A 12,126-nucleotide genomic window follows, 5' to 3' on the forward strand; every position below is an offset into this window, starting at 1 on the left:
AAGGCGGCCGCACCGTCGGCGCCGGCGTTGTGTCGAAGATCATTGAATAATCGGTAGGCCGGGCTTCAGCCCGGCACATCGGTTAAACTAAGGAAGGCCGCTCCTCACGGGGCGGCCTTTTTACTTGGATTGGATTGTTTAAAAGGCGCGTAACCTTGCCTTTGCGGGCAGTAAAGCCTCTGAGCGGCTTAGATGACGCCAGCCAAAACCAACCGAACGATATCTTCGCGTTTCAGGCTACGAGCGCTCAGCTCGGCATCACTCATCAGCCAATAGGCGCGGATTCTGCGGATTGCCGATCGGGTTTCAGACAGACTGCGCAGGTTGGAACGGACGCGGCGGTTCAGCTGTTGCCACAATGTGGCAGGGCTAAGAACTAGCGGGCGGTAAACAGTGGATTTGGGCATGGGAGCGTTTCGTTGCATTTTGATTGAACCAATGCAATTTACGCACCCTTGCTGTTGGCAGCTAGTCCCGCCCAGTCATATCCGCTGTGCGTCTGGTGCAATGGCCCAGCGTTTCAGCCGGGCCATCTTATGTTGATTAGAGTGCAGCCTCTGCCGCTGCGCGAACAGCACGGATATTTTCGCCATATACGTCCGGTTGAGACACCGAACCGCCCTTGAAGACAGCAGACCCCGCAACCAGCACGTCTGCGCCCGCAGCCGCGACCAGAGGGGCGGTTTTCGAGTCCACTCCGCCGTCGATTTCGATGTGGACGGGGCGATCTCCGATCATCTGGCGCAGGCGATGGACCTTTTGGGTCATGTCGATAAATTTCTGTCCGCCAAAACCGGGGTTTACGGTCATCACGCAAACCAGATCGGTCAGGTCCAGCAGATGCTCGACCGCCTCGGCCGGGGTGCCGGGGTTGAGGGCGACACCAGCCTTCATTCCAGCGGCGCGAATGGCCTGCAACGTGCGGTGCGTATGCGGGCCAGCTTCGACATGGGCGGTCAGGATGTCCGCGCCGGCATCGGCATAGGCTTGGATATACGGATCGACGGGCGTGATCATCAGGTGCACGTCCATCACTGTTTTTACGTGCGGACGAAACGCTTTGACGGCGGGCGGGCCAAAGGTCAGGTTTGGCACGAAATGGCCATCCATCACGTCAACATGGACCCAGTCGGCGCCCTGCGCTTCGATCGCCTGAATCTCGGCGCCGAAGTTGGCAAAGTCGGCGGACAGGATCGACGGAGCGATTTTGATGCTGCGGTCAAAGGACATGTTTGGCCTCGTGTCAGGAAATAGAGTCGGCTCGCGTATACCTGCGATAGCCAGAGAAGGGTAGAGCTTACGGCAGCGAGCGCTGCGTTACAAAACTTTCACCCAACCGACACACAGCCGTTGAACACCGCCTTTAGCTAGCCGCCAACACATTTGGGGGTGGCTCGTGCTGCGAATTGAAAAACTGACGAAACGATTTGGCGAGAACACGGCTGTGGATGCGGCCTCGCTGGACGTCGATAAACCATGCATGATCGGCATCATTGGACGCTCGGGCGCCGGTAAATCGACCCTCTTGCGCATGGTCAACCGCCTGACAGACGTCAGCGACGGCAAGATCATTTTTGAAGGTCGCGACGTTACCAAGCTGAGGGGTCGCGAAAAGCGTGCATGGCAGGCTGATTGCGCGATGATTTTTCAGCAGTTCAATCTGGTGCCGCGTATGGACGTGGTGTCGAACGTGCTGCACGGCACGCTGAATCGTCATTCGACGCTGGCGACCATGTTCAACCTGTTTCCGATGGAGGATATCCACCGCGCGATCGACATTCTGGACCGTCTGGGTATCGCCGAACACGCGCCCAAACGGGCCGAGGCGCTGTCGGGCGGTCAGCAGCAACGTGTCGCCATTGCGCGCGCCTTGATGCAAGACCCTAGCATCATTCTGGCGGATGAACCCATCGCCTCGTTGGACCCGATGAACGCGCAGGTTGTGATGCAGGCGCTGCGCCGCATCCACGAAGAGGACGGCCGGACGGTGATCGCCAACCTGCACACGCTGGACACCGCGCGCCGCTATTGCGACCGCGTCGTCGGAATGCGCGACGGACGTATCGTTTTCGACGGCCTGCCCGAACAACTGAGCACCGGCGTCGCGCGTGAGATTTACGGTGCCGATGCCAGCTTCTCGGAAGAGGCGACCTCGACCGAGATCGAGACGCTCGACTCCACCCAAAAGGCGCTGATGGAAGCTGAAGCGACCATCTAAGCCGATCCCCCCCTTTCATCGACCGGCCGATGAAAGGCCGGCATATTAAACCGGAGAGAGACAGATGAAAAAACTGATTGCTGCCCTTGTTGCGACGACCGCGTTCGCCGCCCCAGCGATGGCTGCGGACATCAACGAATTCCGCATCGGCATTCTGGGCGGCGAGAACGCTCAGGACCGTTTGAACAACAACGAATGTCTGCGCGAATACACAGAAGAAGCGCTGGGTGTTGAAACCAAGCTGTTTGCGCCTGCGGACTATGACGGCGTGATCCAGGGTCTGCTGGGGGGCACCATCGACATGGCGTGGCTGGGTGCCTCGGGCTATGCGAAAACCTACCTGTCCGACCCCGAAGCGGTTGAGCCGGTTCTGGTCAAGGTCAACACCGACGGCGGCTATGGCTATTACTCGATCGGATTTGCCCGCAAAGACAGCGGCATCACCTCGCTGGACGACATGAAGGGCAAGACCTTCGGCTTTGGCGATCCGAACTCGACCTCGGGCTACCTGATCCCGTCGATCGAAATTCCTGCCGCGACTGGTGCGACCATGGAATCGGGCGACTACTTCAGTGAAGTGAAATTCACCGGCGGTCACGAGCAGACCATCGTTGCCGTGAATAACGGCGACGTGGATGGCGGCGTGACCTGGGCTGACGGTCTGGGCGACTGGGAAGACGGCTTCAACTCGGGCGCTCTGCGTCGTGCGGTTGACGCGGGTCTGGTCGACATGAACGACATGGTCCTGATCTGGCAGTCCAAGCCGATCCCCGAAGGTCCGGTCGTTCTGCGCACCGCTTTGCCTGCGGATGTCAAAGAGCAGATGACCGCTCTGATGGCAGGTCTGGCCGAGAAGGATCGCGAGTGTTTCTACGGCGTTGCCGCGGGTGAAGCAAAGGCGTTCGAGCCGATCACCCACGACGCCTATGAGATCATCATCGAAGCGCGCAAGCTGAAGTCCAACTAAGCCTGCGCCCCCCCAAAGACCGGGGTCCGGTTATCCTAGCCGGGCCCCGTTTTTCCACTCAGGAGCATTCCATGACTGACCTGACCGCAGGGTCCACGGCCATCGACCAGATCCGGGCCGACTATACCGAGATGACACGACGCAAGCGGGTCTATGGTGGGATTCTTCTGATCGTATTCGTGGCGTTGATGGCCGCAGGGTTTCGCACCGCCGATGACCGCAACGCAGGCAGCTTTGCGGACGGCTGGCAACGAGTCTTTGACTACCCTGCCGAAGTTCTGTCTGAGGCTTGGGATAAGATCGACGCGCTGCCTGCCAACCTGATCAAGTTCTTCCCGGCACTGGTCGAGACGATCAACATTGCTGCCGCGTCCACGTTGATCGGCACCATCGCGGGGACTTTTCTGGCACTGATGTCTACACGTGGAATGGCGCTTTGGCCTGCACTGATCCCGCTGTTCCGGCGTATCGCCGATATCTGCCGGGCAATCCCCGAGATCGTGATCGCTCTGGTTCTGATCTTCATTCTGGGCGGCGGGCCGGTGCCCGCGATGATCGCCATCGCCATCCACACAGCCGGTGCATTGGGTAAACTGTTTTCCGAGGTGAACGAGAACGCCTCGCTGAAGCCGGTCGACGGGCTGCACTCGGTTGGTGCCAACTGGTCGCAGCGCATGTATCTGGGTGTGATCCCTCAGGTCGGGCCGAACTATGTCAGCTATGCCTTGCTGCGGTTCGAGATCAACATCCGCGCCTCGGCCATTCTGGGCTTCGTCGGCGCGGGCGGTCTGGGGTATGAGCTGCGCAACTCGATGTCGTGGGGGCAGGGGCGCTATGACGAGGCCGCCGCGATCTTTCTGCTGCTGTTTGTCACCATCGTTGTCGTTGACCAAATCTCGGGCCATCTGCGTGATCGCCTGACCCACGGATCCGAGAAGGGAGCGCGGGCATGAGCACCTTCGCCACAAACCTGACCATCGACGCGCTGAAAGCCGAAACTGACCATCTGTTCCGCCGCAAACGTCTTGTGAATTTCGGCCTGCCGTCACTGGTTCTGGCTTATCTGATCTACGTTTTCTTTGCCTTCGACATGCCCGGCCTGGCCCAGCGTGCGAACTGGGAAAACGGCAAGACTCTGGTGGCCGACAGCTATAGCTACAAGACACATATCGCGCGTGACAATCGCACCGGCGAAGTCTCGGCCTCTATCGAAGGCGAGCGCAAGGGTGCCTACCCCGAGGGCGAGGCTCCGGATTGGGTCACGCTGGGCGAAACCACAGTGATTGATCTGGAAGATGGCCACGTTGTGCGGTTCGGTCCCGAGACAGTCGAATACGACATCCCCGGCTACGGCAGCGTGCGCGCAACGCCGACTCGCGCAGCAGGCGTACAGGCCGAACTGCCAGCGGGTGACGTGCCGGAATGGATCAATGTCTCGAAAAACCGGATGGCGATCACGACGGATGCCGGTCGATTGACCGTGACGCGGAACCGCTCGGAAGTGTTTCGGTATTTCACCGGGTGGGAGCTGTTCTTCTTCACCCTCGACAGCCCCTACTACGGCAAGTCTTTCCCGCAACTGGTAGGGCTGGCCGCAAATGGTGAGGTCGGGGCGATCCTGAATGATTTCTGGACCAACAAGATGTGGCGGCATCAGGACGTGGCCTGGGCGATCTTCGAGACGATCCTGATGGCCTTCCTCGGTACGCTGGGTGCAGGCATGGTGGCGCTGCCGCTTGCCTTTCTTGCAACGCGCAACTTTAACCCGCTGAGGTCTGTTCGGTTTCTGACCCGCCGCGTGTTCGACTTTGTTCGCGGGGTGGATGCCTTGATCTGGACCGTCGTGCTGGCACGCGCGTTTGGCCCCGGTCCGCTGACGGGCGCGCTGGCCATTCTGGTGACAGATACCGGAACCTTCGGCAAAATCTTCTCGGAGGCGTTGGAGAACGTCGATCAGAAGCAAATTGAAGGCGTCCAGTCCACAGGGGCCAACGCGCCGCAACGGTATCGCTTTGGCGTGATCCCGCAGGTGACGCCCGTGCTGCTCAGCCAGTTGCTGTATTTCCTTGAATCCAACACCCGCAGCGCGACCGTGATCGGAGCTATCACGGGCGGCGGGATCGGGTTGCTGTTGACGCAAGCGATCATCACGCAAAAGGACTGGGAGGAGGTCGCCTATTACATCGTCCTGATCATCCTGATGGTCATGCTGATGGATTGGTTCTCGGACTGGTTGCGCAGGCGTCTGATCCAAGGGGAAACTGCGCCCAGACGTAAGAAGGCGAAGCCTGTCAGAGCTAGCTGAGTTGGCGCAGGCAGAAGGATCAGAGGATCGCATGTTTTCGCGCAGCGCTGCCGGATTTGCGCGCGCTGGGGGCCGAGGCGTTTTGGGAAGTTCCCGCCTGCTGATGCTGCTGACCTTGGTTGCTGCGGTTAAACAGTACTGATTTCCTGTCAGTCCTCGTTCAGTGTGAGCGTCACGCGTTCACCCGCGAACACCGTCCGGCCAAATTCCACGGGCACGCCGTTTGTGTCAGCGTTAATTCCTGTAGAAAACAGAACCGGCGCCCCTTCGGTCAGGCGAAGGTGTAGCGCTTGCGTGGCTGTCGCAGCCCGCGCCGTCAGACGGGTTGAGACGCGAGTGTAGTCCTGCACACCGCACACTTGCAGGGCTTTTGTCACCGATTGCGTCTCGGACAGGGCCACAAGGATATTGGGCAGGCGGTCCGCTGGAAAAACGCTTTGAAACAGGCCAATCGGCTGGCCGTCAGCCAATGATAAGCCATCGTAGACATGAACAGTTGCGCCCTGCTCAAGCTGTAGCGCCTCGGCTTCGGCGTCGTCTGCTGTTCGGGTGGTGAGTGTCAGGATCCTCTTTCCCGGGATTTTGCCGCTGGCCGAAATGCTCTTGTGATACCTGACGCGCTTTCCGATCGGGTAGTCCGTCGGACGCGCGGTCACGAATACACCCGCGCCGCGCCTTGAATGCACCAACCCCTGTTCGGCCAGGTCCGACAATGCGCGCCGAACGGTATGCCTGTTGACGCCATGCTGCGAGGCCAGTTGCGCCTCGGTCGGAAGTTGATCGCCGGTTTTGTATCGCCCCTCGGCGATGTCCGACGTCAGGCTTAACGCGATGCTTTTCCAGACCGGAGTTTTGCTCATGTCACCAAATCTTCACAGTATCCCGGATTGCGAGTCGCCCCGGTCGGGTGTAATATTTGTCTAGTTGTATAGTAGATATAGACAACCCAGCCAAGAGGGTTTGATGGCGGATCAGATGAAAACAGAAGATATCGCGCGCAAGGAATGGATGGGTATTCTGGCCCGTGTGCCGTCCGAGGCGCTGATGGCGAAATGGGCCGAGTTCGACCTGCGCCCCGGCTTTGAGTGGCTTCGCCGACCCGAAGTGGGCGGGGTCATGGTTCGGGGGCGCGCGGGCGGAACGGGCGCGGCCTTCAACCTTGGGGAAATGACGGTCACGCGCTGTTCGCTGGCGCTGGATGACGGGACGGTCGGGCATGGGTATGTGCAGGGCCGCTCGAAATCGAAGGCGGAAGTCGCGGCGCTGATTGACGCGTTGATGCAAACCGACGCCTCAGGAAAGGTCCGGTCACAGGTGATCGATCCTCTGACCGAAATAATGCGAGTCGCAAAAACTAGCCGCGCGGCAAAGGCAGCCGCCACAAAGGTAGAGTTCTTTACTCTGGTTCGGGGAGAGGATTGATGACCACGCAACCCCAGTTCACAGGTGGTTTCAGCGATGCGCCCATTCAGGCCGCGCATGCGTTTCGGGCGGCCATGATAGCGATGGCCCGACCGGGCGACATTCGATCATTGGCCGGCGCACTGCCGCCCAAGCCGCTGTCTGTCGCCGCAGGTACGCTATTGCTGACGCTTTGCGATCCTGAGACCAAGGTTCATCTGGCCGGAGCGGCCGATACACCCGCCGTGCGCCAGTGGCTGACGTTTCATACGGGCGCACCAGTCACGGACGCTGACGAGGCGGATTTTGCCGTGGGAACGTGGCAGGATCTTGGGCCGCTGACGGCCTATCGGATTGGAACGTCCGAATACCCGGACCGGTCCGCAACCCTGATCGTTGAATGCGCTGAACTGACCAACGCCGGCGCAACGCTCAGTGGTCCGGGGATCAGGGATAAGGCGCGTTTGTCTCTGCCAGATATCCCGGCTTTGCAGGCCAATTCGTCGTTGTTTCCGCTGGGGTGTGATTTCTTTTTCACCTGCGGCAGCCACGTTGCCGCCCTGCCGCGCAGCACGACAATCCGGTCGGAGGGGTAAGCGATGTATGTTGCAGTCAAAGGTGGTGAAAAGGCCATCGAAAATGCGCATTCCTGGCTGGCCGAGGAACGCCGGGGGTCAACGGATGTGGCCGAGTTGAGCATCGCGCAAATCCGCGAACAGCTTTCCTTGGCCGTGAACCGGGTCATGGCCGAGGGGTCTCTGTTCGATCCCGATCTGGCAGCTTTGGCGATCAAGCAGGCGCGGGGCGATCTGATCGAGGCGATATTTCTGATCCGTGCATACCGTACAACCCTGCCGCGGTTCGGGTATTCAAACCCAGTCGCGACGGGTGAGATGGCGTGCGACAGACGAATCTCTGCCACCTTCAAGGATGCGCCGGGTGGACAGGTTCTGGGGCCGACCTTCGACTACACGCACCGTTTGCTGGATTTCAAACTTGCCGCTGAGGGGGACGTTCCCGACGCGCCGCAAGGCGAACCTCGTGATGAGCCGACGCCGCATATCACGGAGTTTCTGCAGGGCGAGGGGATTATTCAGGATGAGCCCGAAAGCGATGAAACCCCTGACGACTTGACCCGGCAACCGATAGAATTTCCGTCCAATCGCCCGTTACGGCTTCAATCCCTGACGCGCGGCGATGAAGGGTTTGTGCTGGGCATGGCGTATTCGACCCAGCGCGGATACGCCCGCAACCACGCGTTTGTCGGGGAATTGCGCATCGGCAAAGTCGCGGTTGAGATGGACATCCCGGAACTGGGTTTCGCCATCGATATTGGCGAGGTTGAACTGACCGAATGTGAAACGGTCAACCAATTCAAAGGCTCTAAGACCGAACCGCCCCAGTTCACTCGAGGCTATGGGCTGGTCTTTGGTCAGTCCGAGCGCAAATCCATTGCGATGGCTTTGGTCGACCGCGCCCTCAGGTGGGAGGAACTGGGCGAAGACAACCTGGGCGCCCCCGCGCAGGATGAGGAATTTGTCCTGAGCCATGCCGACAACATTCAGGCCACCGGCTTCCTCGAACATATCAAGCTGCCGCACTACGTGGATTTCCAGTCCGAGTTGGAGCTGGTCCGAAAATTGCGTCGCGAAGCCGAACAGCGCATCACGCCGAAGGAGGCAGCGGAATGAGTGAATACAACTTTGCCTATCTGGACGAACAGACCAAGCGCATGATCCGCCGTGCCATCCTCAAAGGTTTGGCGGTGCCCGGTTATCAGGTGCCTTTCGCTAGCCGTGAAATGCCGATGCCCTATGGCTGGGGCACGGGCGGGGTGCAGGTTTCGGCCGCGACGCTGACCCCGGATGATACGTTCAAAGTGATCGACCAAGGCGCGGATGACACTACGAACGCAGTGTCGATCCGCAAGTTCTTTGAGAACACAGCAGGCGTCGAAACCACCGAGGAAACTGAAAAGGCGAGTGTCATCCAGACCCGCCACCGCATCCCCGAGGCCAAGCTGCGTGAGGATCAGATCCTCGTTTATCAGGTGCCGATCCCGGAACCCCTGCGTTTTCTGGAGCCGCGCGAGACCGAGACGCGCAAGATGCACAGCCTTGAAGAATATGGGCTGATGCATGTGAAGCTGTACGAGGACATCAGCCAACATGGGGCGATTTCCACGTCATACGCCTATCCGGTGAAGGTGTCGGGGCGTTATGTGATGGATCCGTCTCCGATCCCGAAATTCGACAACCCCAAGCTTGAGATGGACGCGATCCAATTGTTCGGGGCAGGGCGTGAACAGCGTATCTATGCCGTACCGCCGCACACCAAGGTCGTGTCTCTGGATTTCGAGGATTACCCTTTCGAAGCGACAAAAGCAGATCACCCCTGTGATCTGTGCGGGGCCGAGGACAGCTATCTGGACGAGGTTATCACCGATGACGCTGGCGGCCGGATGTTTGTCTGCTCTGACACCGATTACTGCCGGTCCCGACGTGAGGCGGGCCACACTGGTCGCATGACCAAGGAGGTTGCAGCATGACCCCTCTGCTACAAGTCAAAGACATCGAGAAACGATACGGAACCCGGATCGGATGCTCGGGCGTCAGTTTCGATCTTTACCCGGGCGAAGTCATGGGAATCGTAGGTGAAAGCGGTTCGGGCAAGTCGACTTTGCTGAATTGTCTGGCTGGTCATCTGGAGCCCGACGCGGGGCAGGTGATTTTCGATACGCGCGCGGACGGGCCTGTGGATACGGTGACCATGTCGGAACCCGAGCGGCGGATGCTGGGCCGGACCGATTGGGCCTTTGTCCATCAGCACGCCCGCGACGGGCTGCGTATGTCCGTCAGTGCAGGCGGTAACATTGGCGAGCGCCTGATGGCCGTCGGCGACCGCCACTACGGTCAAATCCGCGACCGGGCGATTGATTGGCTGGGTCGCGTCGAGATTGACGGCAGCCGTGTGGACGACCGCCCAACCGCGTTTTCGGGCGGGATGCAGCAACGGTTGCAAATCGCGCGTAATCTGGTGACTGGCCCGCGGCTGGTTTTCATGGACGAACCGACGGGCGGGCTGGACGTGTCCGTTCAGGCTCGGCTGCTGGACCTGTTGCGCGGTCTGGTCCGCGAGATGGGTCTGAGCGCTATCATTGTCACCCATGATCTGGCCGTGGTGCGGTTGCTGGCGGACCGGCTGATGGTGATGAAGGACGGCCACGTGGTCGAGGCGGGTTTGACCGATCAGGTTCTGGACGACCCGCAACACGCCTACACCCAGTTGCTTGTTTCAAGCGTGCTGCAGGTTTGAAGGGATAGGGCAATGATTGAACTGATTGATGTGAGCAAAAGCTTTACCCTGCACAATCAGGGCGGCGCGGTCATTCCAGTGATGGAGGGCGCAACGCTCAGAGTCTCGCCCGGAGAATGCGTCGCGCTGACAGGGGCGTCCGGGGCGGGCAAGTCGACCTTGATGCGGGTGATCTACGGCAACTATTTGGCCGCGTCCGGGAAGGTTCTGGTGGGTGGCTTGGATGTGGCACAGGCCGAGCCGCGCCAGATCTTGGCGCTTCGGCGCGATACACTGGGATATGTCAGCCAGTTTTTACGGGTTGTTCCACGCGTCCCAACGCTCGAGGTGGTGGCGGAACCGTTGCTTACAATTGGAACCGAAAAGCAGGCGGCGCTGGATCGGGCGGCCGCATTGCTGGCCCGGTTGAACATTCCCGAACGGCTCTGGCAGCTTAGCCCAACGACGTTTTCAGGCGGCGAACAGCAGCGCGTGAACATTGCACGCGGCTTTGCGCACACATATCCCGCGATGCTGCTGGACGAGCCGACCGCCTCGCTGGACGCCCAAAATCGCGAGACAGTGCTGTCGCTGATCGAGGAAGCCAAGGCGCGCGGCGCAGCCATCGTTGGTATCTTTCACGATGTCGAAGCACGCAACCGCGTGTGTGATCGGGAAATCGACGTGTCAGGTTTCACGCCGGGCAAGGCAGCATGACCCGTGCCCCTGTCATAGCGGTTGTTGGCCCGTCCGGGGTGGGCAAAGACAGCGTGATGGAGGCGCTGGTTGCGCGCGCGCCGGGAATTTTAAGAGTGCGTCGTGTGATTACCCGACCCAAGGGCGAAGAAGGTGAGGATTTTGACAGGGTCACAAACGATGCTTTTCAGCGCATGGTGGCCGAAGATGCGTTTATTCTGCACTGGTCGGCGCATGGGTTAAAATATGGCGTGCCCCGTTCGATCGAGACCTTCAGGCAGACCTCGGATGCGGTGCTTGTGAACCTGTCCCGCTCGGTCCTGCTTCGGGCGCAAGAGGTGTTCGGCGATTTGGTCGTAATCTCACTAACCGCCGATCCCGCGGTTCTTGCCCAGCGACTTGCAACGCGGGGGCGAGAGAGTGCAGCCGAACAAGAACGGCGTCTGGCACGCGCCGAAACCAGTTTGCCCTCGGGCCTTGCGCAGGTCGTTGAGATCGACAATTCCGGCCCATTGGATCAGACGATTGATGCCATTCTGACCCGGCTTCAACCGGAAAGGGCGTAACGATGGATCATGTGAAAACGCCCATCCTCAGCCTCGCCCACAAGGGCCAGATCATTGATCTGAAACGGGTTTGGCAACAGGGGCGCAAGCCGGTCTTCAAGTGTATTCTGCACCATGGTCAGCGTAGGTTTGTCCAGACGCCCGCTGAGTGTGATGTGAAAGCGGAACGCCTCCATCACGTAGGGATAGCCCCATTGCACGAGGTTGGCCTCTTGTTCTGGCCTCAGACCGGCGCCGCGCCGACGATCGAGTTCAGATTGGGGCGCAGGCGCGCGAAACGCGTCCAGTTCCCGCACGCAGCCTGCGGCCAAAGCGTTCAAGTCGGCGGTGTCTCCGACCGGGCGAAGGGCCAGAAATCGCCCCAGCCGCGCGATTTCAAGCCCGTCCAGCACCACCGGCGCGCGTGTGGCAGCAAATTCGGCGCAAGCCGCGTGCAGCCCGTCGAACGACTGCCCCTGCGCCAGACGAAACGGAGGCTTCATCGTCGCATGCAGCCCGTATTTACGTGGAACCTCTGTCACCGAGGAAACGTCAACGCCAGCGATGTCCGGATGTGCAACAGGCTGTCCGGTTTCCATGTCCCAACCCAGCCATTGGGTCGCAAATCTTGTCCAACCGGCCTCAGCCGGGGGCGCAAAATAGATCGCGTATCGCGTGAATGTCACATTGGCCTCCTATG

General features: G+C 59.9%; 15 protein-coding genes. 11 read left to right on the forward strand and 4 right to left on the reverse strand.

Features of this window, described 5'->3' with window-relative positions; translation table 11 throughout:
* Positions 1-188: 188 nt before the first annotated feature.
* Together ACR0KS_RS05015 and rpe are read right to left on the reverse strand one after the other, a co-directional pair.
* Positions 189-407, reverse strand: coding sequence for a hypothetical protein (locus ACR0KS_RS05015; RefSeq protein ID WP_170565930.1), 219 nt, complete (start codon positions 405-407; stop codon positions 189-191).
* Positions 408-543: 136 nt separating this feature from the next.
* Positions 544-1,230 carry a ribulose-phosphate 3-epimerase gene (rpe, locus tag ACR0KS_RS05020; protein ID WP_170565927.1) on the reverse strand — a complete coding sequence of 229 codons (687 nt, stop codon included), beginning with the start codon at positions 1,228-1,230 and terminating at the stop codon, positions 544-546.
* A gap of 166 nt (positions 1,231-1,396) precedes the next feature.
* Here rpe and phnC point away from each other — a divergent pair, with 166 nt between their 5' ends.
* The 4 genes from phnC to phnE (ACR0KS_RS05040) all read left to right on the forward strand — a co-directional run bounded on the left by phnC (position 1,397) and on the right by phnE (ACR0KS_RS05040) (position 5,490).
* On the forward strand, positions 1,397-2,218 hold the full coding sequence (gene phnC / locus ACR0KS_RS05025; RefSeq protein ID WP_170565924.1) for a phosphonate ABC transporter ATP-binding protein: 822 nt from the start codon (positions 1,397-1,399) through the stop codon (positions 2,216-2,218).
* Between the two features lie 64 nt (positions 2,219-2,282).
* A complete protein-coding gene (gene phnD / locus ACR0KS_RS05030) occupies positions 2,283-3,185 on the forward strand; it encodes a phosphonate ABC transporter substrate-binding protein (protein ID WP_170565920.1) in 903 nt (300 codons plus the stop codon).
* A 71-nt stretch (positions 3,186-3,256) separates the two neighbouring features.
* Positions 3,257-4,138 carry a phosphonate ABC transporter, permease protein PhnE gene (phnE, locus tag ACR0KS_RS05035; RefSeq protein WP_170565917.1) on the forward strand — a complete coding sequence of 294 codons (882 nt, stop codon included), beginning with the start codon at positions 3,257-3,259 and terminating at the stop codon, positions 4,136-4,138.
* Entirely contained in the window at positions 4,135-5,490 is a 1,356-nt protein-coding gene (phnE, locus tag ACR0KS_RS05040) for a phosphonate ABC transporter, permease protein PhnE (protein WP_170565913.1), read from the forward strand. The genes phnE (ACR0KS_RS05035) and phnE (ACR0KS_RS05040) overlap by 4 nt, the downstream gene beginning before the upstream one ends.
* A 149-nt stretch (positions 5,491-5,639) precedes the next feature.
* Here the strand turns inward: phnE (ACR0KS_RS05040) and phnF are convergent, their stop codons facing one another.
* Positions 5,640-6,350 carry a phosphonate metabolism transcriptional regulator PhnF gene (gene phnF, locus ACR0KS_RS05045; RefSeq protein ID WP_170565910.1) on the reverse strand — a complete coding sequence of 237 codons (711 nt, stop codon included), beginning with the start codon at positions 6,348-6,350 and terminating at the stop codon, positions 5,640-5,642.
* A gap of 103 nt (positions 6,351-6,453) precedes the next feature.
* On the opposite strand from phnF, the gene phnG reads away from it, so the two are divergent.
* The 7 genes from phnG to phnN are packed head-to-tail and all read left to right on the forward strand — an operon-like array spanning position 6,454 to position 11,447.
* Complete coding sequence (phnG, locus tag ACR0KS_RS05050; RefSeq protein WP_480693141.1) at positions 6,454-6,912, forward strand: phosphonate C-P lyase system protein PhnG; 459 nt, start codon at positions 6,454-6,456, stop codon at positions 6,910-6,912.
* Positions 6,912-7,487, forward strand: coding sequence for a phosphonate C-P lyase system protein PhnH (gene phnH, locus ACR0KS_RS05055; protein ID WP_170565907.1), 576 nt, complete (start codon positions 6,912-6,914; stop codon positions 7,485-7,487). The genes phnG and phnH overlap by 1 nt, the downstream gene beginning before the upstream one ends.
* Positions 7,488-7,490: 3 nt before the next feature.
* The gene (locus ACR0KS_RS05060) at positions 7,491-8,582 is read left to right on the forward strand and encodes a carbon-phosphorus lyase complex subunit PhnI (protein WP_170565905.1); all 1,092 of its coding nucleotides are present in this window, start codon (positions 7,491-7,493) and stop codon (positions 8,580-8,582) included.
* Positions 8,579-9,439: an alpha-D-ribose 1-methylphosphonate 5-phosphate C-P-lyase PhnJ gene (locus ACR0KS_RS05065; protein ID WP_170484334.1), complete on the forward strand. Its 861-nt coding sequence runs from the start codon at positions 8,579-8,581 to the stop codon at positions 9,437-9,439. The genes ACR0KS_RS05060 and ACR0KS_RS05065 overlap by 4 nt, the downstream gene beginning before the upstream one ends.
* Positions 9,436-10,206 carry a phosphonate C-P lyase system protein PhnK gene (gene phnK / locus ACR0KS_RS05070; protein ID WP_170565902.1) on the forward strand — a complete coding sequence of 257 codons (771 nt, stop codon included), beginning with the start codon at positions 9,436-9,438 and terminating at the stop codon, positions 10,204-10,206. Before ACR0KS_RS05065 ends, phnK begins: the two co-directional genes overlap by 4 nt.
* 12 nt (positions 10,207-10,218) lie before the next feature.
* Positions 10,219-10,902: a phosphonate C-P lyase system protein PhnL gene (gene phnL, locus ACR0KS_RS05075; RefSeq protein ID WP_170565897.1), complete on the forward strand. Its 684-nt coding sequence runs from the start codon at positions 10,219-10,221 to the stop codon at positions 10,900-10,902.
* Positions 10,899-11,447 carry a phosphonate metabolism protein/1,5-bisphosphokinase (PRPP-forming) PhnN gene (gene phnN, locus ACR0KS_RS05080; RefSeq protein ID WP_170565894.1) on the forward strand — a complete coding sequence of 183 codons (549 nt, stop codon included), beginning with the start codon at positions 10,899-10,901 and terminating at the stop codon, positions 11,445-11,447. The genes phnL and phnN overlap by 4 nt, the downstream gene beginning before the upstream one ends.
* Here phnN and ACR0KS_RS05085 read toward each other — a convergent pair.
* Positions 11,429-12,112, reverse strand: coding sequence for a DUF1045 domain-containing protein (locus tag ACR0KS_RS05085; RefSeq protein WP_170565891.1), 684 nt, complete (start codon positions 12,110-12,112; stop codon positions 11,429-11,431). The two genes, phnN and ACR0KS_RS05085, sit on opposite strands and share 19 nt — an antisense overlap.
* Between the last annotated feature and the right edge of the window lie 14 nt (positions 12,113-12,126).

Source organism: Ruegeria sp. BC7, from assembly GCF_056539165.1.